This is a genomic window from Pseudomonas sp. GW456-12-1-14-TSB6, from assembly GCF_059424205.1.
This window is the reverse complement of sequence record NZ_JBWKZE010000012.1, coordinates 76,574-96,249: the sequence shown is the minus strand read 5'-3', so window position 1 is coordinate 96,249 and position 19,676 is coordinate 76,574. Positions and strand designations below refer to the sequence as shown.

General features: G+C 61.1%; 16 protein-coding genes. 7 read left to right on the top strand and 9 right to left on the bottom strand.

Annotated elements, in window-relative coordinates; all coding sequences use genetic code 11:
• Positions 1-40: 40 nt before the first annotated feature.
• The 3 genes from AC07Y2_RS13635 to AC07Y2_RS13625 form a co-directional block, all read right to left on the bottom strand.
• A complete protein-coding gene (locus AC07Y2_RS13635; protein ID WP_103385745.1) occupies positions 41-3,991 on the bottom strand; it encodes an immunoglobulin-like domain-containing protein in 3,951 nt (1,316 codons plus the stop codon).
• Between the two features lie 240 nt (positions 3,992-4,231).
• A complete protein-coding gene (locus tag AC07Y2_RS13630) occupies positions 4,232-4,627 on the bottom strand; it encodes a YbaN family protein (RefSeq protein WP_103385744.1) in 396 nt (131 codons plus the stop codon).
• Between the two features lie 10 nt (positions 4,628-4,637).
• Positions 4,638-5,225 carry a UPF0149 family protein gene (locus AC07Y2_RS13625; protein ID WP_039765475.1) on the bottom strand — a complete coding sequence of 196 codons (588 nt, stop codon included), beginning with the start codon at positions 5,223-5,225 and terminating at the stop codon, positions 4,638-4,640.
• Between the two features lie 277 nt (positions 5,226-5,502).
• Here AC07Y2_RS13625 and recQ point away from each other — a divergent pair, with 277 nt between their 5' ends.
• The 3 genes from recQ (at position 5,503) to AC07Y2_RS13610 (ending at position 10,104) form a co-directional block, all read left to right on the top strand.
• Positions 5,503-7,632, top strand: coding sequence for a DNA helicase RecQ (gene recQ, locus AC07Y2_RS13620; RefSeq protein WP_103385743.1), 2,130 nt, complete (start codon positions 5,503-5,505; stop codon positions 7,630-7,632).
• Positions 7,633-7,766: 134 nt separating this feature from the next.
• Entirely contained in the window at positions 7,767-8,201 is a 435-nt protein-coding gene (locus tag AC07Y2_RS13615; RefSeq protein ID WP_039765478.1) for a MarR family transcriptional regulator, read from the top strand.
• Positions 8,202-8,328: 127 nt separating this feature from the next.
• Positions 8,329-10,104, top strand: a complete 1,776-nt coding sequence (locus AC07Y2_RS13610) for a motility hub landmark protein FimV (RefSeq protein WP_103385778.1) — start codon at positions 8,329-8,331, stop codon at positions 10,102-10,104.
• Between the two features lie 6 nt (positions 10,105-10,110).
• On the opposite strand, the gene AC07Y2_RS13605 is transcribed toward AC07Y2_RS13610, so the two are convergent.
• On the bottom strand, positions 10,111-12,312 hold the full coding sequence (locus AC07Y2_RS13605; RefSeq protein ID WP_103385742.1) for a patatin-like phospholipase family protein: 2,202 nt from the start codon (positions 12,310-12,312) through the stop codon (positions 10,111-10,113).
• Between the two features lie 71 nt (positions 12,313-12,383).
• Between AC07Y2_RS13605 and AC07Y2_RS13600 the strand changes: the two genes are divergently transcribed.
• Positions 12,384-12,671: an Rdx family protein gene (locus tag AC07Y2_RS13600; protein WP_103385741.1), complete on the top strand. Its 288-nt coding sequence runs from the start codon at positions 12,384-12,386 to the stop codon at positions 12,669-12,671.
• Here the strand turns inward: AC07Y2_RS13600 and AC07Y2_RS13595 are convergent.
• Positions 12,665-13,558 carry a DMT family transporter gene (locus AC07Y2_RS13595; RefSeq protein ID WP_103385740.1) on the bottom strand — a complete coding sequence of 298 codons (894 nt, stop codon included), beginning with the start codon at positions 13,556-13,558 and terminating at the stop codon, positions 12,665-12,667. The two genes, AC07Y2_RS13600 and AC07Y2_RS13595, sit on opposite strands and share 7 nt — an antisense overlap.
• Positions 13,559-13,630: 72 nt before the next feature.
• Complete coding sequence (locus AC07Y2_RS13590; RefSeq protein ID WP_039765486.1) at positions 13,631-14,395, bottom strand: AraC family transcriptional regulator; 765 nt, start codon at positions 14,393-14,395, stop codon at positions 13,631-13,633.
• Positions 14,396-14,527: 132 nt separating this feature from the next.
• On the opposite strand from AC07Y2_RS13590, the gene AC07Y2_RS13585 reads away from it, so the two are divergent.
• Complete coding sequence (locus AC07Y2_RS13585) at positions 14,528-15,343, top strand: UDP-2,3-diacylglucosamine diphosphatase (RefSeq protein WP_039765488.1); 816 nt, start codon at positions 14,528-14,530, stop codon at positions 15,341-15,343.
• 14 nt (positions 15,344-15,357) lie between these two features.
• On the opposite strand, the gene AC07Y2_RS13580 is transcribed toward AC07Y2_RS13585, so the two are convergent.
• Complete coding sequence (locus AC07Y2_RS13580) at positions 15,358-15,948, bottom strand: HD domain-containing protein (protein WP_039765489.1); 591 nt, start codon at positions 15,946-15,948, stop codon at positions 15,358-15,360.
• 24 nt (positions 15,949-15,972) lie between these two features.
• Positions 15,973-16,284, bottom strand: a complete 312-nt coding sequence (locus tag AC07Y2_RS13575) for an Mpo1-like protein (protein ID WP_039765490.1) — start codon at positions 16,282-16,284, stop codon at positions 15,973-15,975.
• Between the two features lie 167 nt (positions 16,285-16,451).
• On the opposite strand from AC07Y2_RS13575, the gene AC07Y2_RS13570 reads away from it, so the two are divergent.
• The gene (locus AC07Y2_RS13570) at positions 16,452-17,513 is read left to right on the top strand and encodes an AraC family transcriptional regulator (protein ID WP_011332998.1); all 1,062 of its coding nucleotides are present in this window, start codon (positions 16,452-16,454) and stop codon (positions 17,511-17,513) included.
• Here AC07Y2_RS13570 and AC07Y2_RS13565 read toward each other — a convergent pair.
• Positions 17,470-18,924, bottom strand: coding sequence for a TrkH family potassium uptake protein (locus AC07Y2_RS13565; protein ID WP_039765494.1), 1,455 nt, complete (start codon positions 18,922-18,924; stop codon positions 17,470-17,472). The two genes, AC07Y2_RS13570 and AC07Y2_RS13565, sit on opposite strands and share 44 nt — an antisense overlap.
• A gap of 121 nt (positions 18,925-19,045) precedes the next feature.
• Here AC07Y2_RS13565 and AC07Y2_RS13560 point away from each other — a divergent pair, with 121 nt between their 5' ends.
• Positions 19,046-19,612 (top strand): nitroreductase family protein, encoded by a 567-nt coding sequence (locus AC07Y2_RS13560; RefSeq protein ID WP_085666726.1) that lies wholly within the window; start codon positions 19,046-19,048, stop codon positions 19,610-19,612.
• The last annotated feature ends 64 nt before the right edge of the window (positions 19,613-19,676 follow it).

Below are 19,676 nucleotides of genomic sequence, written 5' to 3'. Positions count from 1 at the left end.
CGCGAGGACCGTTTTCGATTGTTCGCTGATCACCAGGTAGTCATCGAATCCCTACAACATCGGAATAATGCCCTGACGTCCTGATATCTACCACCGCGCCCGAAGTAATATATTTGGCTTTTTTAGCCGGAAATGGAAACCAGAAATTGCTGTTATCCGTTGACCAGTAATGGTGGGTACTCATTGGCCAACGTGCTCCGTAAGCCAGATGCATTTCGTGCAGTTCCGCCAGGCTCGGGATCCGTGCACCTGCTGCCGCGACGCTTGAGTTGGCCTGCGTCCAGGTTGCATTCCCGAAACCGAAACATTGGATCACGTTCGTCACCGTCACGTTGTAACTCTTGGATTGGTTGGCTGCATCTCTGGCTGTGATGGTGGTTGTTCCCCGGCCACGCACGGTGACAAGCCCTGAGGAACTGTCAACTTCCGCTACACGCGGATTGCTGGAGGTATAGGTGTAACCTGGGCGGCCACCGGAGGCTCGATGTTGCACCGAGTTACCCGAATTGAACTCGGGAAGAACATTGGGGTTGCCCGGAATGATGTAGGTCTTGCCACCCAACGTGACCGGGCTTTCGTTGAAGTGCAATGGTGCTAACGGGCTCTCTCTGGTAAAGCTGCGTGACACGGTCTGTTGATTGTTGACAACTGACCTTGCGTAAACCGTGTTCGAGCCCATATGAATGCTGAGGCTGAGCGACCAGGCACCGCTCGCGTTGGCATTCACGGTTTGCCCCCCCACGTTGTTGAGAAAAATCTGCACGCTGTACAACGGCGTTGCCGCCCCGAACACGGTCACCGAAGTGTCTGTGGTTTTGCCGCCATTACCCAGTTCCCCGCCTGAATGCCGGACCGAAGTGAGGGTGGTGGTGAGGTGGGCCTTGACTGTAAATGAGTGAGCGGGTGACTCAAGCTGATCACCGTAAAGCGCTCTGGCCTTGAGCGAGTAAAACTTCTGGCCAAGACTCGACAACGGGGTGCTGCCATTGCCGTTGCCATCCAGATCAATCGGCTGCCCGATTGGCGATGCGCCGTCGTAGAGCTGAGCTTTCTGGCCCGGATCGGCATTGACACTCACCGTCACCTGGTTGTCGTAGCTTGTGCCGTTGTCGCCTACTGCTCCCTTGCTGTCCCTGACGCCGGTGATACTGGGTAACTTGCCCTCTTTGATGGTGAAGGATCTCGGGTCACTGGTTTTATCGTCGGCCTCATATTGAGCGATGGCAACGACGCGGTGCAGGCCTTCGCTCAAGTCCACGGTGATTGTCCACTCGCTGTTGGCATCGACGGTTGGCATCCCCTTTGAGAGCCCATCGATCTGAACATCGACTTTCTCGGCCCGAGTGGCTGTCCCTTCGATCGTCAAACGTTTGTCGAAGGTCGGATCCCCTTCGGGAATGACCGTACCCGATGGCGTTTTCACGGTGGTGATGACAGGCGTGACGTACTCGTAGTGCTGGCGGATGACCAGCGGCAGTTTCGGGAAAACGATGGCGGCATCTTCATCCGTGCTGTTATCGAAAATGACCTTGCAAACCACGGTGGCGTTGGAGCCGTGCAGCAGCTTCAGCAATTCCGTTTTGAGCAGGGTTTCATTCAACCCTTGTGTGAGCTGTGTTGAGTTCACTTCACGCGCGGTGAGTAGATCGATTCTATAGTCGCCCGTGCTGGCCTGGCCTTCGATATACAGCCAGATCAACTGCTTGAGGGCAATGAAAGGCCATGCCTTGACCAGAACCTTCGCGTTCCCGGCGAGCTCCATTACCAGTAGTTCACCTGCCGTTGCTTCTGGAACCTCGGGCCGCGGCAGTTCCGTTTCAGGATTCTGGAAGTTGAGAACCTTCAGCGGGAGGATTTCCGAGGGGGTCCACAAGCCATAGCGTTGGACGTCGTAATTGACCGCTACCTCACGGTTGATGTTGGCCCCGACGAAGGAGGGCGGCAGGTGGAATCTCACGGTGCCGGTGGCCTCGGCAGGTTTCTCCAGGTCTTCCGAAGTCCCGGCGCCTGGCGAGCCCCGCCATTTCAATCCGAGTATGTCGAGCAGGGCGTCCATGGACGGGTAGCTGCAATCGATGTCCACGCCATTGATGGCGTGCATCGGATTCAGAGTGCCGCCAGGGGCCTGGGCGACCGTAGGCGGCGGTAATTTGCCCAGGGGAATGCCAACCAGCACCTCAAGAGGGTCTGAATAGCTGTATTTTCCGGTGGCCGCGTGCAGCAACGTGTAGATGACTTTCACGTAGTAGCCGATATTGGCCGAGACATATTGTTTGTCCACCCGGAATCGTACTGGTTGGCCAACTGTCGCCAACGTGATCGGCACGCAGCCGGATGTACTGCCGTAAAGGTTGATCCCGATCCAGCGGAAGGTGAGCGTATCGCCCTTGACCCAGTTCACTGGCAAGACCCGCACATGAACCAGCTTGTCAGTTTGCGAGGGGTCGATAATGTCATCCGGAGCCTCTTCAACTTTGGGTGCCGGATGCGTTGCCTGCCATGATCCCACGTTGACCCGCAGGAACTCGGACTCACTGGTGCCGTACTGGCCGGGATCATCGTTGAATACCCGGTATTGAAGTTTGAGACTGCCGTTTTCCAGGACTTTGACGTGCTCGCCCATGACGTAAATCGTCACTTCGCCTGCCTTCTGCTCTTCGCCCGATACGGTGTGTTCTTCTTCATGCAGGTAATCATCACCGTTGGATTTTTTACCCAGCCAGATCACCGTCAGGAAATCGCCATTGTTGATGGCGGGATATCTGATTACCACCGATGCCGCTTGTATCAGGGCGGGCAAAATGTTCCCGACCACTTCGCTGATGGCAGGTGCCGGCAGCAATGATGGATTGCCGATCACAGTGGCGAACGTACGCCTGGAATAAAGTGTCGGGCTGCCATCCTGTTTACGTAACGCATAAGAGGCATCGAGGGTGCCTTGTGCGAAGAGTTTGACGAATGCGTACTCAACCGGGATTTCATGAATATAAGGCGGGGTGCGTACTATGGCTTCAACGGTGAACGTTCGAGGTGGTCTGTCGGGAATCGGGGTGCCGATCACCGTGAACTTGAGAGTGTCACCCGCCGCGTAGACGTCGCCGGCCTTGATCAGTACCTGCAGGGTGACAGGGTTGGCGTCCAGGTCGGCAAGAATGATTTTTCCGTCATCTGCTTCCTTGATGATGAGTGCATTGAGGCGCGATACCCCGGCATCGACCTGCACGGAAGTGGACTTTGACCACTTCACACTCCAGTTATAAACGAGATCGCAGATGTTGTAGTGGATGATCAATGCGGCGCTGTCGCCGGCCGTCAGGATATCTTCGGGCCGGGCCATGACGATAATCTCTACGGTGCCATCCACTTCTGCCTGCGTCAAAATATGAGGCGGAAGAAACACGCTGCCCCACTTCACGAGGATGATGTCGCCCTCGGCGATGTTTGGATAACGCGTGATGATCAGGGGCACGCCGCTATCAAGCCATGGTTTGGTGACGCCGTTTTCGATGACATCTTGCGGTAGCCCGACGATAGGCAGCGCCGAGTGCCAAGGTTCAAAGGGCTCCTCATCGTCACCGGCCGGGTCGTCTACTTCCAGCAACAGCGTCAATGTGGCCGATGGGTCGTCGGGTTTGGTTTCGCCTGCCCGGGTCAATACGTAATGGCAGGTGAAAAGGCGGCCTGGTACAAGCCCGTCCGTGCGTACGAAAAAGAACCATCTCCGATCGAGGTCCTCATCCTTGACCTTGAGTTCGCCGACCTTTTTGTCATTCAGGATGACTTCCAGCAAGTCACCAATCGCCATATCCGGGTAAGGGTCGATAACGGCAAACAGCCCTGCCTCGTTCGCTTCGTATGCTTTTCTGTTGATTCCCCCGTCGGCACCCGGTACCGGGATGACCATGTCGGCGAAGTAGGGTGGGTACAATCCCGAAGACGGAGCGAACAGTTCATTACGACTGGGGAACAAGGACCGGCGGAAAGTGAACATGATCAACTCCATCCGAAGGGAAATACCAATGGCGTCAAGGGTTTCTGGTTTTGGACGCGAAGGCCGGCGATTACAGGATTACCGGGCATGAACGCACATCTGGACGTTCGAGCTGTGGATCCGGGACTGGAGTGATTTAAGGCGTGAAGCGAGGGAATTGTCGACTGTCAGAAATAACAGGTCGGCTAGCGTTTCCGATGAACGGTTCGTTGCTTTGAAAAGCTTGATGGCAGGGTGAGATCAGGGTTTGGACAACGTCTTCTGCCGCAAGATATAAACCGTCACCAGCACCGCACTGGTCAGCATGAACCCCCGCGCCCACACCAGCGGCACCAGGTAGCACGAGAACAGAATGCTCGCCCACATCAGCCCGATCGCGTAGACCTTGCCCTTGAGCGGAATGCCGTTGCCATCCAGGTAATCGCGGATCCATGGCCCGAGCCGGGGATGCTCGACCAGCCATTGATAGAAACGCGGAGAGCTGCGGGCGAAGCAGGCGGCTGCCAGCAGAAGGAAGGGGGTGGTGGGGAGAACAGGCAGGAAAATCCCGATCACCCCCAATGCCACGCTCAGCCAGCCGATGGCCAGCAGGATGTAGCGCAACATCAGGGGGCGGTTGCCTATGGGGTTGTCCATAGGCCGGATCTTAGTGGTGACGTGGCTTGAGGATCGCCGGTTTTTCGTCGGGCGCCTGGCACAGCAGGTACAGCGCGGTCAGGGCTTCCGGGATCTGGACGATCATGTCGTCCATCAGGTTGGCGTCCTTGGCGATGTCTTCGAACTCGGGCTGTTCGTCGAACAGGCCCGAACCGACCATGATCGGCAGGAGCATTTCGCTGACTTCTTCTTCGGCGGTTTCGAACCAGGCCGCTTCGCGCAGGAACACGCCTTCCATGAAGCCGATGCACCAGCCGCGCAGTTCGGAATCGTCCGGGTCGTCGCCCAGGTCCAGCTCGCATGGCAGCTCGAACTCTTCGTCCGACGCCAGTTGGCGGGCGATGTGGGCCTTGAGACCGATCAGCGTGGCTTCGATCTCTTCACGCTGCGCTTCGCTGCTGTAATGCGGCTCTTCGGCGAACAGGGCGTCGATCCATTCACGCTCCGGCACGTCTTCGGCGCAGATCGACAGCGCGGTCAGGTAACCGTGAGCGGCCACGTAGTCCAGCGCCTCTTCATGCAGCTCGTCGGCGTCGAGGAAGACTTGCAGGCGGGTTAGTTGCTCGGCGAAGGACATTAAAGGGCTACCTTGGGGGAATAAACAATGCGGGAATTCTAGGCCTTCTTGAGCCCTCAAGCCAGCCGCACGGCAGATTTGCCCGCACAAGCTTCTTATCGGCGGTGCCCTTTGCCGGGGAGGGCTCGGGTATACTGCCGCGCTTTGCGATCCCTGCCGGTGTCGCGGCTGATTGTGTACGGCGCGATGCAATGCGCGCTTACGTTTTGTTTAAAGCAGCCTCGGCTGTCTTGAACCAGCCTGTGCAGGGATGTTTCAGTGGATTTTTGGAGTTTTTATGCTCGAACAGGCTCAACGCGTCCTCAAGGACATCTTCGGCTACGACAGTTTCCGTGGCCGTCAGGGTGCAATCATTGAGCGCGTGGCCAGTGGCGGTGATGCCCTTGTGCTGATGCCGACCGGCGGCGGCAAATCCCTGTGCTTCCAGGTGCCGGCGCTGCTGCGCGATGGCCTGGCGGTGGTCGTATCGCCGCTGATCGCATTGATGGACGATCAGGTCGCCACTCTCGAAGAGCTGGGCGTGGCCGCCGCCGCGTTGAACTCCACCCTGAGCGCCGAACAGCAGCGCGACCTCGCCAACCGGATCAAGCGCGGCGAAGTGAAAATGCTGTATCTGGCGCCGGAGCGGCTGGTGCAGCCGCGCATGCTGTCGTTCCTGCAAGGCTTGAACATCGCCCTGTTCGCCATCGACGAAGCGCACTGCGTATCGCAATGGGGCCATGACTTCCGCCCGGAATACCTGCAACTGGGGCAGTTGGCGGAAATGTTCCCCGACGTGCCGCGCATTGCCCTGACCGCCACCGCCGACAAGCGTACCCGCGAAGAAATCGTCACCCGCCTGCACCTGCAGAATGCCGAGCGTTTCCTCTCGAGTTTCGACCGGCCGAACATCTTCTACCGCATCGTGCCCAAGGAGCAGCCGCGCAAGCAGTTGCTGGCGTTCCTTGCCGAGCGGCGCAGCGATGCCGGTATCGTCTACTGCCTGTCGCGCAAGAAAGTGGAGGAGGTGGCCGCGTTTCTCACCGAGCAGGGCTTCCCGGCGCTGCCGTATCACGCCGGTCTGCCCAACGATCTGCGCGCCTATCACCAGAAGCGCTTCCTCAACGAGGAAGGCCTGATCATGGTCGCCACCGTGGCGTTCGGCATGGGCATCGACAAACCCAACGTGCGCTTCGTTGCTCACCTCGATCTGCCGAAATCCCTTGAGGCTTATTACCAGGAAACCGGACGTGGCGGCCGTGACGGTCTGCCGGCGGACGCGTGGATGGCCTACGGCCTGCAAGACGTGGTGATGCTCAAGCAGATGCTGCAGAACTCCGAAGGCGACGAGCGCCACAAGCGTCTGGAGCAGCACAAGCTCGACGCCATGCTCTCGCTCTGCGAAGAAACCCGCTGCCGCCGTCAGGCGCTGCTGGCCTACTTCGACGAAGACATGCCCGAGCCGTGCGGCCACTGTGACAACTGCACCGACGGCGTGCAGACCTGGGACGCCACCGAGCCTGCGCGTCAGGCGCTCTCGGCGATCTATCGTACTGGCCAGCGTTACGGCGTCGGCCATCTGGTGGACGTGCTGCTGGGCAAGGACAACGAAAAGGTCCGCAGCTTTGGTCATCAGCACCTGTCGGTGTTCGGCGTGGGCAAGGCGCTGAGCGAGAGCGAATGGCGCTCGCTGTTCCGTCAACTGGTTGCCCGTGGCCTGGCCGATGTCGATCACGAAGGCTACGGCGGGCTGCGCCTGAGCGATACCTGCCGGCCGCTGCTCAAGGGCGAAGTGACCCTTGAACTGCGCCGCGACCTCAAACCACAGATCACCGCCAAGAGCGGCAGCAAGAGCCCGGCCAGTCAACTGGTGCGCGGCGAAGAACGCGAACAGTGGGAAGCCTTGCGCGCCCTGCGGCGCAAACTGGCGGAAGAACACGGCGTGCCGCCGTACGTCATCTTCCCCGACTCGACCCTGCTGGAAATGCTCCGCAGCCAGCCGACCTCGCTGGCGGACATGGCCCGGGTCAGCGGCGTCGGCGCGCGCAAGCTGGAGCGTTACGGCGAGGCCTTCCTCGAAGTGCTCGGCGGCGAGGCCGAGGCGCCGAAAGTGGTGGCCGACGTGCGTCACGAACTGATCACCCTGGCCCGCGCCGGCATGACGCCGTTGCAGATCTCCGGTCAATTGCAGTGCTCGGAAAAGAACGTCTACGCCATGCTCGCCGAAGCCATCGGCAAGCAGCAGCTGTCGCTGGAACAGGCGCTGGATCTGCCGGAAGACCTGATGGGCGAAGTGCAGGATGCTTTCCTCGACGGCGAAGGCGAGTTGCCGTCGGTCGCCGAAGTGGCCGAGCTGTTTGCCGGTCGAGTGCCTGAAGGTGTGCTGTATTGCGTACGGGCTGCGCTGCAATCCGAGTTTGAAATGTGAGAGGGCGTTTGTGCCAACCGCTATACCGATGTAACGATTCAGTACAGGACGCCTCTTGCCTATAGCCAAATGTCATGCTTAGCTGACTAATAATTAGTTTTTCTCTATTTGTTCAGTCTAATCATGAGTGTTTTATGCCGTTAACCGATCAACACCGTTTTGGCATGCAATTGGCCCAGATGTCCCGTGGCTGGCGTGCCGAACTGGATCGCCGGCTGGCCGGTCTGGGCTTGTCCCAGGCACGCTGGCTGGTGCTGCTGCATCTGGCGCGTTTCGAAGAGGCGCCGACTCAGCGGGAGCTGGCGCAGAGCGTCGGCGTCGAAGGGCCGACCCTGGCCCGTCTGCTCGACAGCCTGGAAAGCCAGGGCCTGGTGCAACGCCAGTCCGTGATGGAAGACCGCCGGGCGAAAAAAATCGTGCTGTGCGCACCGGCCTTGCCGCTGATCGAGCAGATCGAAACCATCGCAACACAATTGCGCAAGGAATTGTTCGAAGGCGTCGACGAGGCGGATCTGAAGGTCTGCATGCGGGTTCACGGGCACATTCTGGCTAACCTGGAAAAGTCTTGAGGCATAACCGCGTGCCGTTTTTTTGAGAGATCGCGCTGGGCGGACTATAAGAACTACTGGGCAATATCGTGTTCGTACCGGATGTGCGAACGCATAGAAGTCGGTTTTGCTTATTCAAGGGATGCTCATGCTCGGAAGTCGGCACGTGGTAAAGCGTTGCGCCAACTCGCTGCTGGTGGCCGGTGTTCTCACCTGGTCCACCGCCTCATTGGCGCTGGGGCTCGGTGACATCACCGTGCATTCAGCCCTCAATCAGCCGCTCAAGGCTGACATCGCGCTGGTGGATGTCGGGGGCGTCAGCGAAAGCGAACTGGCGGTTCGTCTGGCCTCGGCGGACGAGTTTGGCCGCGCCGGTATCGAGCGCGTGTTTTTTCTCAATGACCTCAAGTTCACCCCGATCCTGCGCGGCAATCGCAACATGATCCGGGTGACTTCGACCAAACCGGTCAACGAACCCTTTCTGAATTTCCTGGTGCAGCTCGATCAGCCCAATGGCCATCTGGTGCGCGAATACACCGTGCTGATCGACCCGCCGGGCTCTCCGGGAATTGTCCCGGCCACCGACGAGCCAACGGCGCGCGCGCAATCCTCGGAATTTCCGACCCCCGAGACTCCCACCGCAACTACGCCGGCCAAACCTGCTGCGTCGGTGCAGCCACCGGCTCCGGTCGCCGACGCGCAGGCCGAACAACTGGCGGCGAGTCTTGTGCAGAACCAGCAACTGCAAAAAACCATCGATGAATTGAACGCGAAGCTTCAGGCGCAGGAAGTGCTGATCGCTGACGGCAAGAAACAGCTCGGTGATTTGCAGGCCCGCCTCATTGAAGTGCAACAGGCGCCGCCGGCACCTGTCGCACCCGTGGCGCCTGTGCCTGCGCCGGTCATTGCCCCGGTTGAGTCCCCGGAGGATTCACTCAACTGGCCGCTGCTCGGCGGACTGCTGCTGGTACTGGGATTGCTGGTGGCAGGGCTGTATGTGCGTCGGCACCGCCAGCAGGAACAAGGGGCTGAGGCGCCGACACCGTTCCTGCCGGTTCGAAACGAACCCCCGGTCGACGACGCCGAACCGATGCAGCCGAGTGCCGCTCACAGTGCTGTCGAACATCGCGAGGAACACGCCAACGGCGATGTGCTGGAAGCGGTCGGCATTTATCTGGCCTACGGACGCTTGGGCGAGGCTGCCGGTCTGTTGCGCGATGCGTTGCAGCGGGAACCGGAGCGCATCGACCTTGGCGTGCAGTTGCTTGAAGTGCTGGGGCGGCAGGGCGACACGCCGATCTATGACGAGCAGGAAAACCGCCTGCGCCAGCTCGGGGTCGAGGATCAGCGCTTGCAGGAGATTCGCGCCCGCTACCCGAAACTGGCCAGCGCCGCACCTCTGGCGGCAGCGGCTCCGGTGATTGCTGCGCTGCCGATCGAACCCCCTGTGGAGCCGGAACCCGAAGACAATTTCGAACTGAACCTGGATCAGCTCTCGATGGCGTCGAGTTGGGATCTTGAGGAGACTCGCTCCACCACCGACGCACCTGAACAGGCGCCATCAACGCTCGGCTCCGATCTGCAGGTACTGCCACAGGATTTCGAACTGCCGGAAACCCTGCCCGACGACGCTGAAACCGCCGAACTGGAATGGATCGCCGAGCCGGAAGCGCAGCCGCTGGACGAGGACTTTCTCAACGAATTTGGCGATCCCGGCACGTCGCTCTCGCTGGAGCCACTGGAGCTGCAGGCGCCGGAATCCGAACCCTCGGACGCCGCAAACGCCGGCAAACTCGAACAGGCCCAGACCTGCATCGACGACGGCGATCTCGACAGCGCCATTGCCTTGCTCAACGAACTGCTCAAGGAAGCCGACGAACCCCTCAAGCAAACGGCGCGCACGCTGTTGGCGGGGATTCGCTGAGCGCCGTCAGAAGGTCTGGCCGAGGTTCAGATACACCGCCTGTTCATCCGCATCGTTCAGGCCATAGCTGAAGTTCAGCGGCCCCAGCGGCGTATCGAAGCCGATGAACACGCTGGCGGCGTTGATGTAGCCACTGTCGAACTCGTTGTCGTTGTTCCACGCCCGGCCGCGTTCCAGCGAGGCGCCGGCGTACAGCGGGAAGTCCAGCGGCAGGTACGAGCGGGGGGTGAGGCGGCGGTAATACACCGCACGCATCAGACTGACGTTCTGCCCGGAGATCGCGTCCTCGCGGAAACCGGACAATTGCCGGGCGCCGCCAAGCAGGAAACTGGAGGTCACCACGTTGGCATCGTCCAGCGTTCGACCGTAACGACCGCCCAGGATCAGCGTATCCGGGCCGCTGCTCATGGCCTTGTCCAGTTTGAATTCCCACTGCCGGTAGCGCGTGTCGGAACCCAGGCTCGGCTCGAACTGCACCAGGGTAAGGCCGATGTCTTCGCCTTCGTGGGGGTAGTAGACGTTGTCCAGCGAGTCGAAGGAGTACTTCAGCGCATAGAACCCTTCGTTGAAGTTTTCGCTCGGCAGGTCCTGATCGCCGATCCGTACATCGGCCTTGCCCCAGGCCTCGCCAACCCCGAAGCGCACTTCGCCGCTGTTGCCGATCTGCCGGCCGACATTCAGGCCGAAGCCGTAGCGCTCGACGCGATATTGGGCAATCGGATCGTTCTCCAGAACCGAGTCGACGTTCTGCGCGGCGAACGATGCATAAGGCGCCACGAAGTAGCGAGAGCCCACGTCCAGCGGTTGATAGAACTCGCTGTATAACTCTTGTTTATCGCCGATCTGTGCCCGGGTCAGCCATTCCGCGCCGAGCCGGTTGATGCCGTTCATGCGGTAACTGGCGCCGAGGTTGAAGGCGCTGTCACCGCGCATGTCGTCCGACAGGCTGAGGCCGACCCGCAGGTAATCGGTGCCGGTGCGCTTGCCGCGCGCGCTGATCACCAGCGTGTGATCCGTGCCCTTGTGCACCACGCGGTATTGCACCTGCTCGAAATAATCGAGGCCGTACAGGGTGCCCATGTCGGTTTGCAGGCGACCCAGATCCAGCGGTTCGCCGATATGCTGGCGGATGTAATAGCGGATCACGTCATCGCCGACTTTCGAGTCGTTCTCGACCTTGATCGCAGTGATGATCGGCGTGCGCTGGCCCGGCGCGCGGGCAACGTTGAGTTCGGCGTCCTGCGACTGCACGGGTTTGAGACGCGCGAGGCGCACGTTCAGGGCCTGGGTTGCGCGGTAGCCGGCGTCAATCATCTCCTGGCCGCGACCGAAATCGGTGGAACCGAAACTCGCCAGCGGCGGCTGGATCAGCACGTCGTCGGGATGCAGGGTCGCCAGTTGCTCTTCGGAGTTGCGTCGGGTCATCAGGGTGATCGACTGGTTCAGCACATCGACCACGGTCACCAGTTGCTTGCGGTTGCGCAGTGGGGTGCCGATGTCGACCACGATGGCCACGTCGACGCCCATTTCCCGCGCCACATCGAGGGGAATGTTGTCGGTCATGCCGCCATCCACCAGCAATCGGCCGTCGAGTTCGACCGGGGCGAATACCGCCGGGATCGACATGCTGGCGCGGATCACCTGGGGCAGATGGCCCTTGCGGAACACCACTTTTTCGCCGTTGGCGATGTCGGTGGTCACGGCGCGGAACGGTATCGGTAGCTTGTCGAAATCCCGGGTGTCGCTGGTATGGGCCAACAGGCTTTCGAGCAGCAGCGCGAGGTTCTGGCCTTGAATCACGCCCAAGGGCAGGCCGAGGCTGCCGTCGTCGCGAAAGCTCAACTTCTGTTTCACCAGAAAATCGCGGTCGTCCTGCTTGCGCCGGAACGGTACGTCTTTGCGGGGCGGGGCGTCGGACAATGCCTGCTGCCAGTCGATGGTCAGGGCGAGTTTTTCCAGCTCGTCAATCTTGTAACCCGAGGCGTACAGCCCGCCGACCACCGCGCCCATGCTGGTGCCGGCAATCGCATCGATCTTGATGCCTTGCTCTTCCAGCGCCTTGAGCACACCGATGTGCGCCAGGCCACGGGCCGCGCCGCCGGACAGCACCAGTCCGACTTTCGGGCGTGTGGTCTCACTGGCATGGACGCTGACACCAGCGAACAGCGGTAGGAAACCAAGCAACAGGCAGATCAGCAGACGACGCATCGTGAGTCTCGGGGCGAGCGATAAAGCCGGCTATTATAGCGGCGCCCTCTGGCTCAGGAGTTTCAGCAATCATGACCGTCACAAAACCGGAAATCGTCATCACCTATTGCACGCAATGCCAGTGGCTGTTGCGCGCCGCGTGGCTGGCGCAAGAGCTGCTCAGCACTTTCGGCGACGATCTCGGCAAAGTGTCCCTGGTGCCGGGCACCGGCGGGATATTCCACATCACCTGCAACGACGTGCAGATCTGGGAACGCAAGGCCGACGGCGGTTTCCCCGAAGCCAAGTTGCTCAAGCAGCGGGTGCGCGACCGGATCGACCCTGACCGCGACCTCGGCCACAACGACCGTACTCAGTGAGAGGCGGCTTCGGCCGCGACGGTTTTCTTGTCGCTGCTGCCTGACATCCGGCTCGACACCACGATCGCAACGATGATCAGCGCGCCGCCGATCAGCATGCGCAGGGTCGGATCTTCATCGAACAGCAACCACGCCACGGTAATCCCGTACACCGGCTCCATGGCAAACACCACTGCGGCGGTGCGCGCCTTGATCACCGCGAGACTGGCGACGAACAGACTGTGGGCGACGCCGGTGCAGAACACCCCGAGCAGACCGATCCACAACCAGTCGATGGCCCGTACTTCGCTCAGTTGCGGCGCCGCCACCGGCAGCAGACACAACGCCACCACCACGTTCTGACACAGCGCCGCCTGCACCGCCGGAATGCGCCCGGAGCTGGCGCGGTTGGTCAGGGACAACAGGGAAAACAGCAGGCCGGACAGGATCGCCCAGAGCAGGCCGGTGGTTGCGCCGCTGGCCAGATCGAACGCTGGCGTCACCAGCACCAGCCCGATACTGACCAGCGCTACCAGCACGATTTCATTGGCGCGGATGCGCTCACGGAAGATCAGCCCTTCGAGGATCACCGTGAAGGCCGGGAAACTGGCGAAACCCAGGGTCGCAATGGCGACGCCCGCGACCTTGACCGCAATGAAGAAACTCACCCAATGCCCGGCCAGCAGCACACCGCTCAGGGCCAGGCGCCGCCAGTCGACGGCCTGCAGTTTCTGCCAGCCGCCCTGTTGGGCGAAGCGGGCGAAAAACGCCAGGGCCAGCACGGCAAACGCGGCGCGCCCGAACACGATGACGGCGGGCGTTGCGGCCGCGAGTTTGCCGAAGACGCCGGTCAGGCCGAACATCAGTGCGCCGATATGCAGGGCGCCGAGGGCGGTACGGGGAGTCATTGCTGTCCTTTTTCCAAACACCATTACAGGCACACATTGAAGCGTGTAACGACGGAAAAGTCTGTCGGCAGGCTATCGACTTTTGTCGTCAGCCTCGCGTCGCAATTGTGTAGGAGACGTACCGAACTCACGCAGGACGGCGGCCGAGAACGCGCTTTGCGAGTTGTAGCCGACCCGGCTGGCCACTTCACCGACGGGCAGCGTGGTGTTGCGCAACAGCGCGACGGCTTTGTGCAGCCGGCGAGTGCGAATGTAGTCCATAGGCGTTTGCCCGCATTCGGCGACGAACCGCGCATGCAACCGGGCGCTGGACAATCCGGCGACACGCGCCAGATCCGCCACTTGCAGCGGATAGGCCGCGTACTGCTCGATGTGCGCGTCGAGTGCCGCGTAGGGCAGGCGGCGCGCGACGATCTCGGCGGGTGGCACGTGGTTCAGGCTCGCCAGCAGCAACACCGCGCCCTGTTGCGCAATCAACGGATCGTCCACCGGACTGTTCGCCAGCCAGTTGACCAGTTGACCTTGCCCGGCATCCAGCGACAACCGCGCGGCGTTGTCCAGCAGACGGCGGCTGGCATCGGCGTGATTGCCCAGCGAGCGCGTCAGCCATTGTGCGTCCGGCACATCCAGCACCAGACAACGGCTGCCCTTGGGACTGCCGCACGCGTGATGCGCGCCGGCGGGGATCACCACGAAGCTCTGCTGCAAGACCTGGCTGCCGTGCCCTTCGACTTCGAAATCCAGCGCACCGGACAGGCCGAACACCAGTTGCGCGTGGTCGTGGCTGTGGGCGATCAGGTCGTGGCTGTAATGGCGCAGGGTCAGGATCGGTTGCATGGCGGTCTCCGGGCGAGCCGCCAGTCTACACCGGCGCAGGGGCGGCGCGTTTGTCACACGACTGACGCATACCTGTCATGGTCGATTAACCGGGGGCGCGCAGAGTGGCGAAAACATCGCAGAGGGTTGCCCATGACCAGCGCCGAGCTCGCCAGACCCAGCCGTAAACAACGGGTTCGCACCCTGTGGATCTCCGACGTGCACTTGGGCACGCGGGATTGCCAGGCCGAGCATCTGTCGCAATTTCTCAAGGGCTATCACGCCGACAAGATCTACCTGGTCGGTGACATCATCGACGGCTGGAAACTGCGCGGCGGCATGTATTGGCCCCAGGCGCACACCAACGTGATTCGCCGCTTGCTGACCATGAGCAAGCGTGGCACCGAGGTGATCTACGTCACCGGCAACCACGACGAATTCCTGCGCCGCTATTCGAAACTGATTCTGGGCAACATCCAGCTGGTCGACGAGGCCGTCCACGTCACCGCCGATGGCCGGCATCTGCTGGTGATTCACGGTGACCAGTTCGACGTGATCACCCGTTACCACCGCTGGCTCGCGTTCCTCGGCGATTCGGCCTACGAGTTCACCCTGACCCTCAACCGCTGGCTCAATCACTGGCGGGCGAAATACGGTTACGGCTACTGGTCGCTGTCGGCCTATCTCAAGCACAAGGTGAAGACGGCGGTCAGCTTTATCAGCGATTTCGAGGAAGCCATCGCCCACGAATGCGTGAAGCGCGAGTTGCACGGGGTGGTCTGCGGACACATTCACCACGCCGAGATCCGCAAGGTCGGCGAGGTGGATTACCTCAATTGTGGCGATTGGGTGGAGTCGTGCACGGCGCTGATCGAGCACTGGGACGGCACGATCGAGTTGTATCGCCTGGCCGATGCGCAGGCGCGAGAGGCCGAGTTGAAAGCGGCGAAGGTTGCCGAGCTGGTCTGAGTTTTCAAATCGATTCAGGCCGGGCTGTGCTCTTCCATCGCCGCCTTGTAGATCGAGTTCTTCGGCTGGGCAAACAGCCTTTCCATCATCGGCTCGAAGAAGCTCAGCGGCAGGGTGTCGTACTCGGGGTCGAACGCCGCCGCGTCGTATTTGGCGCAGAACTCCGCGGTCGCCAGAAACTGCGGGTGCTCGCTGAACTGCTCGCGCAGGTGCCGATCCATGCCCAGGTGATGGAAGAAGTAGTAGCCCTGGAAGATCCCGTGCTTTTCCACCATCCACAGGTTCTCGGCACTGACGAACGGCTTGAGGATGGCGGCGGCAATGTCCGGGTGATTGTAGGAACCGAGGGTGTCGCCGATGTCGTGGAGCAGGGCGCAGACCACGTATTCCTCGTCGCGCCCGTCGCGAAAGGCGCGGGTCGCGGTTTGCAGCGAGTGGGTCAGGCGATCCACCGGGAAACCGCCGAAATCGCCTTCGAGCAGTTTCAGGTGGGCCATGATCCGGCCCGGCAACTGACGGGCATAGGCGCTGAAATCCGCCGCAATGATCGCCCAGTCGTCCGGTGTGCCGTCCTTCATGTGGGTGAAACGGGCATTGGCATTCATCGGCAATCCTCTTGGTCGGAATTTCTAGAACGGCACGCGGCCCAGGATCATGTCGCGGTACATGACGAAGTCGCCGAGCAGGCTGTAGAACGGGTGCTGGAAGGTGGCCGGGCGGTTTTTCTCGAAAAAGAAATGGCCGACCCAGGCAAAGCTGTAGCCAGCGAGCGGCAACGCAAGTAAAAGCAGCCAGGCGCCCTTGGCGATGGTCAGGGCGAGAATGAAGATCACCAGCGTCGTGCCGATGAAATGCAGGCGACGGCAGGTGCTGTTGCTGTGCTCGCTGAGGTAATACGGGTAGAACTCGGCGAAGCTGTTGAAAGGCTTGATGGTTTCCACGACTGCGATCTCTGTGGTTATTGTTCTGATTGCAAGTTGTTCGGCGGGTAGCTTATTTGAGTCTAGAGTGATCAATGGCGTCGGCCAGTGACAATCGGCGCCACTTTACTATCCTTGGGAAATCGGCCGTAGTATGCGGCTCACCATGTCATCCAAGAAAAAACGCCATGAGCGAACGAACGACTTCTGCAAGCTGGGCGATGGGGATTGTCAAGGCACTGGAAATGGACGGCCTGGATTGCCGGGTTCTGTTCAGACAGCTGGGGCTCGACTACGCGGCGCTGGAGGATCCGGACGCACGCTTCCCACAGGATTCCATGACCCGACTCTGGCAACGGGCGGTCGAGCTGTCCGGCAATCCTGCGATCGGCCTGAACATGGGCAAGGTGGTGCGGCCGGCTTCGTTCCATGTCGCGGGCTATGCACTGATGTCCAGTAATACGCTGGCGGAAGGTTTTCAGCGTCTGGTGCGTTATCAGCGGATCATCGCCGAAAGTGCCGACCTGAGTTTTCGCCTGCTCGATGAAGGTTATGCGCTGATTCTGACGGTGCATGGCGATCACCTGCCGCCGACCCGCCAAAGTGCAGAAGCTTCACTGGCCTGCGCGCTGGCGCTGTGCGGCTGGCTGACCGGGCGCACGCTGCACCCGCGCAAAGTGCTGGTGCAGGGCGATGAGCCGGATGATCTTGAACCCTACAAACAAGCCTTCCATGCACCGCTGGTGTTCAACGCGCCGTATGACGCGCTGATCTTCGAACGGGCCGACATGGAAGCGCCGCTACCCACCGCCAACGAAGCGATGGCGCTGCTGCATGACCGGTTCGCCGGGGAGTATCTGGCGCGTTTTTCCGAAAGCCGCGTGACCCACAAGGCGCGTCAGGTGTTGTGCCGCCTGCTGCCGCAGGGCGAACCCAAGCGCGACACGGTGGCGCAGACCCTGCACCTGTCCCAGCGTACCTTGCAACGACGCTTGCAGGAGGAGGGCACCAGTTTTCAGCAGTTGCTCGATGACACCCGCCGAGAACTCGCCGAGCAATACCTGGCGCAACCGAGCATGACCTTGCTGGAGATTGCCTATCTGTTGGGGTTTGCCGATCCGAGCAATTTCTTCCGCGCCTTCCGTCGCTGGTTCGACACCACGCCCGGCGATTACCGGGCGCGGTTGCTGGAGGCGCCGAAGGCGATCAGTGACGCCAGAACGCCGGAATACACAGTACAAACACCGTAATGATCTCCAGTCGGCCGAGCAGCATGCCGAACGACAGAATCCACTTGGCCGCATCCGGCAGGCTGGCGAAGTTGCCGGCCGGGCCGATGGTCTCGCCCAGGCCCGGGCCTACGCCGGACACGGTGCTGGCGGCGCCGGTCAACGCGGTCATCCAGTCCACGCCCAACAGCGACAGCAGCAGGGCGATCACGCAGATGGTGATCGCGAAGAAGAACGAGAACGTCAGGATCGAACGAACGATTTCCTCGTCGAGGCGGTGACCGTTGTACTTCTGCTTGATCACCGCCCGTGGGTGAATCAGCTGGTTAAGGTTGGCCTTGAGCAAAATGTAGGCGACCTGGAAACGGAAGATCTTGATCCCGCCCGCCGTCGAACCGGAACAGCCACCGACGAAGCCCAGATAGAAGAACAGCATCAGCGAGAAATTGCCCCACAGGCTGTAGTCCCCCAGCGCAAACCCCGTGGTAGTGACCACCGACGTCACGTTCAGCGCCACATGGCGCAGCGCGTCCAGCCAGTGCAGGTTGGTGGTCCACCAGTACCAGGTGCCGAGCACCAGCCAGGTCGCCAGCAACATGCCGAGCAAACCCTGCACCTGTTGATCCTTGATCAGCGCCCGACGGTTGCCGCGCAGCGTCGCCACGTACAGGGTGAACGGCAGACTGCCGAGAATCATCACCACCACCGCGACCCAGTGCACCGCCGGTTGCGTCCACTTGGCCAGGGACTGGTCGGAGGTCGAGAACCCGCCGGTGGAAATCGCTGACATCGCGTGGTTGATCGCATCGAACGGGCTCATCCCGGCCCACCAGAACGCCAGGCTGCCGAGAATCGTGATGCCGACGTAGGCCGCCACGATCAGCCGCGCCACCATGTGCGAGCGGGGCATGACCTTTTCCGAGCGGTCCGAGGATTCGGTCTGGAACAGCCGCATGCCACCGATGCGCAGCAGCGGCAGGATCGCCACCGCCATGCCGATGAAGCCGATGCCGCCGATCCAGTGCAGCAGCGAGCGCCACATCAGGATGCCGGGGGACATGTCGTCCAGATGGTTGAGCACGGTCGAGCCGGTGGCCGTGATGCCGGACATGCTTTCGAAGAACGAGTCGGTGTAACTGATGTGCTGGGTCAGCAAAAACGGCAGCGCGGCAAAGATGCACACCACCAGCCAGCTGCTGACGGTCAGCAGGTACATGTCCCGGGGGCGCAGGTGAATGTGTTCCGGGCGACCGGGAATGACCAGCGCGAGGCCGGCGACGAAGGTGATCATGCTCGCCCAGAGGAACGACGGCAGATCGCCGGTGCGCTCGAAAATCACCAGGGTGGCCATGGGCACGACCATGGCGACGGCCAGGGTGATCAGGAAGATGCCGATGATGAAACCAATGATCCGTAAGGTCGGCAACGCCATGAAGTCCGCTCGGGCTGATGTGGGAAGGGCGCCATTCTACCTGCGGTGCAAGGCATGTAAACCGACGCGTCTGGATCACTTGCAGCTAGAATAGCCGGACATTTTTTTCAGGAGGTGGCCGATGCAGGCTCTCGACGCTTTGCTCAACCGTGTTTCCGTTCCACGACTGATCGATCCGGCCCCCACTGCCGCACAGCGCGAAGTGCTGTTCGCCGCCGCGACCCGCGCACCGGATCACGGCCATTTGCAGCCGTATCGCTTCCTGACCGTCGAAGGCGCGGCGCGTGAGCAGATGGGCGAGTTGCTGGCCGAAGCTGCGCAGATGCAGGAAGGCGAAGTCACCGAAGCGATGATTGACAAGGCTCGCAACGGCCCGCTGCGGGCGCCGCTGGTGGTCGTGGTCATCGCCAAGTTGCAGGATCACGTCAAATACCCCAAGGCCGAGCAGTTGCTGGCCGCAGGCTGTGCGGCTCACGGGATTCTGCTGGCGGCTTACGCGCAGGGGATTGGCGCGGTGTGGCGCACCGGTGATCTGGCGTACTCGAAACATGTCGCCAAGGGTTTGGGCCTGACGGATGACGAAGAGGTGATTGCGTTCCTGTACCTCGGCACGCCGCAGAAAGAACCGCGGGTGGCGGAGAAGGTTGATTTGGCGGAGTTTGTCAGCGCCTGGCCGGCAAAGGCCTGACACACTAAATAAATGTGGGAGCGAGCCTGCTCGCGATAGGGGGCAGCCAGTCACATCACCATTG

Excerpts from the sequence above, each read along its gene's own strand:
- recQ (WP_103385743.1), top strand. The coding sequence starts at position 5,503 with ATGCTCGAACAGGCTCAACGCGTCCTCAAGGACATCTTCGGCTACGAC.
- AC07Y2_RS13565 (WP_039765494.1), bottom strand. The coding sequence starts at position 18,924 with ATGGCGTTGCCGACCTTACGGATCATTGGTTTCATCATCGGCATCTTC.
- AC07Y2_RS13635 (WP_103385745.1), bottom strand. The coding sequence starts at position 3,991 with ATGTTCACTTTCCGCCGGTCCTTGTTCCCCAGTCGTAATGAACTGTTC.
- AC07Y2_RS13570 (WP_011332998.1), top strand. The coding sequence starts at position 16,452 with ATGAGCGAACGAACGACTTCTGCAAGCTGGGCGATGGGGATTGTCAAG.
- AC07Y2_RS13590 (WP_039765486.1), bottom strand. The coding sequence starts at position 14,395 with ATGCAACCGATCCTGACCCTGCGCCATTACAGCCACGACCTGATCGCC.
- AC07Y2_RS13595 (WP_103385740.1), bottom strand. The coding sequence starts at position 13,558 with ATGACTCCCCGTACCGCCCTCGGCGCCCTGCATATCGGCGCACTGATG.
- AC07Y2_RS13630 (WP_103385744.1), bottom strand. The coding sequence starts at position 4,627 with ATGGACAACCCCATAGGCAACCGCCCCCTGATGTTGCGCTACATCCTG.
- AC07Y2_RS13600 (WP_103385741.1), top strand. The coding sequence starts at position 12,384 with ATGACCGTCACAAAACCGGAAATCGTCATCACCTATTGCACGCAATGC.
- AC07Y2_RS13615 (WP_039765478.1), top strand. The coding sequence starts at position 7,767 with ATGCCGTTAACCGATCAACACCGTTTTGGCATGCAATTGGCCCAGATG.
- AC07Y2_RS13580 (WP_039765489.1), bottom strand. The coding sequence starts at position 15,948 with ATGAATGCCAATGCCCGTTTCACCCACATGAAGGACGGCACACCGGAC.
- AC07Y2_RS13560 (WP_085666726.1), top strand. The coding sequence starts at position 19,046 with ATGCAGGCTCTCGACGCTTTGCTCAACCGTGTTTCCGTTCCACGACTG.
- AC07Y2_RS13610 (WP_103385778.1), top strand. The coding sequence starts at position 8,329 with ATGCTCGGAAGTCGGCACGTGGTAAAGCGTTGCGCCAACTCGCTGCTG.
- AC07Y2_RS13585 (WP_039765488.1), top strand. The coding sequence starts at position 14,528 with ATGACCAGCGCCGAGCTCGCCAGACCCAGCCGTAAACAACGGGTTCGC.
- AC07Y2_RS13605 (WP_103385742.1), bottom strand. The coding sequence starts at position 12,312 with ATGCGTCGTCTGCTGATCTGCCTGTTGCTTGGTTTCCTACCGCTGTTC.
- AC07Y2_RS13625 (WP_039765475.1), bottom strand. The coding sequence starts at position 5,225 with ATGTCCTTCGCCGAGCAACTAACCCGCCTGCAAGTCTTCCTCGACGCC.